We start from the raw sequence: 2,515 nt of genomic DNA, 5'->3' as shown, positions 1-2,515 counted from the left end.
GCCCCGCCCGGGGCGAGCAGGGCCGCCGCCAGCAGCACCGCCGGGACGGCCCGCCGCACCGCCCGGCGGGTGCGCCCCGCCGGCCCCGTCCGCGCCGGGCGCCGCGCCCCGGACACCCGCGCCCCCTGCACCTTCGTCCGCATCGTCATCCCGTCCCGTCCCCCTACCGGTACTCGGCCAGTCGGCGGCCGATGCCGCGCACGGTGCCGGCCGCCGCGAGGACGGCCAGGACGGCCGCGCCCGCCGCGAGCGCCCGGTATCCGGCGGCGGTGCCCGCGGTCGCCTCGTCGAAGCGGGCCTGCTCCGCGTCGGCCGCGGCCGCCAGCTCGCGGTCCAGGGCCGCGGACGCCGCCTCCGTGGTGCCGGGGTCGCCCACCGCCACGGTGGCCCGCAGCGCGGCGTCGTAGTCGCCGGCCCGGTCGCTGCGGGCGGCGGCCGCGTGCCGGGCGTCCCAGGTCGCGAAGAGGTCCCGGGCGGACGCCAGGTGCTTCGCGGCACCGGCGGGGGCCCGGCCGTACGCCCGCTCCAGCGCGCCGCCCCCCGCGCGCTGCGGTGCGGCGGCGTCCGGCGCGGCGTTGGCGGCCCGCCCGGCGAGCGCCGCGCTGACGGTCTGCCAGCGCGCGGCGTAGACGTCGCTCGCGCCGCGGGCGACCAGGTCGAGGTTCTCGGCGGCCCGCGCCTGCAGGGCCTCGGTCCTGACCTCGCCCAGGTCGCGCAGCGGGACACTCCCCGAGGTCCGTCCGGCGGCCAGCCCGGCGGAGGCCGCCGCGCCGCCGACCACTACCCAGAGCACGGCGGCGAGCACCGCCGCAGAGGCGGCGGCCAGGCCGGGGTTGAGCACCCGGTGGGTGCGCCGGAACAGCACCACCTGGTAGCGGATCAGTGCCGCCAGCGCCGCGACGCCGAGCAGCCCGGCGGGCCAGGGCAGCGACTCGGCCGCGGCGGAGTCCCGGTCGAGCTGCGCGGACTCGGCGGCGGCCAGCTGCTGGGCGGCGGGCAGCACGGTGTCCTGCATCAGGGCGGAGGCGTACCGCAGATAGGCGCCGCCGAGCGGCAGGCCCTGCCGGTTGTCCGTCCTGGCGGTCTCCACCAGCCCGGCGTACTGGGGGAGCTGCTGGTTGATCCGGCCGATCAGCGCCTGCGTCGCGGAGCCGGGCCCCGCCTGGGCGGCGGCCTCGGTGAGCAGGGCGGCGGCCGTGGCGAGGTCGTCCTCGTACCGCTTGCGCACCGCGGCCGGCTCGTCCCCGGCGAGCAGGAAGCCGGTGGCGGCGGTGGTGTCCGCGTCGGCGAGCGAGCGGTAGATCTCGGTGGCGTCGCGGCTGAGCGGCTGGCTGTGCGTCACCACCCGGTCCGCCGCGTCCGCCCGGGCGCCGGCCTGCCAGGCGACGGCGGCACCGAACAGCAGCGCCAGTGCGGCCAGCACGGCGCCGGCCAGCCGCAGCCGGCCGGGCGGCGTGCCGGCCGAACGTCTCAGCCCCGCCGCCGCCTCCCGGACCCCGGGCCGGCCGCCCGCGCGGGGCACCCGGCCCCGCCCGCCGGCCCGCCCCGGCGCCGCCCCCTCGACCACCGCCGGTGTCGTCACCCGCGCCGTCCTCCCCTGTGGCCCCCCGTGCCGGGGGATCCCCCCTGTGCCAGCAGTATGGCCACCGGCCGCACGGGCCACACCCGAGTTGTGCGGGTCTTGAGGGAGCGCCTTCCGGTCGATCCGCCCGTAGCGGGACGTACCGGCCGGCGGACCCGTCCACAGCCCTCCTCGGGCCCGGCTGGAGCCGCGGGCGCGGCCGGCCGGGCGGCCCTGGACGGTGCACCGGCCGCCCGTAGCATGGGGACATGCATCTGATTGGCACCGTCTCGCCGGACCGCCCGCTGCTCGTCGTCGCCGTCCGCGAGGAGGCGGCCCACCTGGACGACCGTCTCCCGGTGCTGCTCACCGGGATGGGCAAGATCAACGCGACGGCCGCGCTGGCGACCGTGCTGGCGCAGGGCGTCCGCCCGTCGGAGGTGGTCAACCTGGGCACCGCCGGGGCGCTGAGGCCCGGCCTCGCGGGGGAGACCCACCGCATCGCGCAGGTGATCCAGCACGACATCGACACCCCGGTGCTGCGCGAGCTCACCGGCCGCAGCTACGGCGCGCCGATCGTCCTCGGCGAGGGGCCGGGCCCGGTCCTGGCCACCGGTGACCTGTTCGTCTCCGACCCGGCCGCCCGCGAGCGCCTGGCGCAGACCGCGGACCTGGTCGACATGGAGGGCTACGCGATCGCGACCGTCGCGGGCCGGGCCGGGGTGCCCGTCCGCCTGGTCAAGCACGTCAGCGACGAGGCCGGCGAGGGCGCCGCGCGCAGCTGGCGCGACTCGGTCGACGACTGCGCGAAGATCCTCGCCGCCTGGGTGGACGAGCACCTGGCCTGACCCGTCCCCGGACACGGCGGAGGGCCGACCCCAGCCGGGGGCCGGCCGCCCCCGCGGTCCGCCGGGCACAAGCGGCGAAAGGCACGCCGGGCAGGGCCGGCCCGAA

2 protein-coding genes are annotated in these 2,515 nt (G+C 79.7%); one reads left to right on the top strand and one right to left on the bottom strand.

What is annotated here, in order from left to right; translation table 11 throughout:
* Positions 1-163: 163 nt before the first annotated feature.
* Positions 164-1,582, bottom strand: a complete 1,419-nt coding sequence (locus ACFV0G_RS38260) for a hypothetical protein (RefSeq protein WP_380558151.1) — start codon at positions 1,580-1,582, stop codon at positions 164-166.
* Positions 1,583-1,830: 248 nt separating this feature from the next.
* Here ACFV0G_RS38260 and ACFV0G_RS38255 point away from each other — a divergent pair, with 248 nt between their 5' ends.
* Complete coding sequence (locus ACFV0G_RS38255) at positions 1,831-2,409, top strand: nucleosidase (RefSeq protein WP_380558148.1); 579 nt, start codon at positions 1,831-1,833, stop codon at positions 2,407-2,409.
* Positions 2,410-2,515: the final 106 nt, after the last annotated feature.

It is taken from the genome of Kitasatospora sp. NPDC059571 (assembly GCF_042735675.1).
GTDB lineage: Bacteria > Actinomycetota > Actinomycetes > Streptomycetales > Streptomycetaceae > Kitasatospora.
Note: the sequence above shows the minus strand (reverse complement) of the source record. Positions and strands in the feature narration are given on the sequence as shown.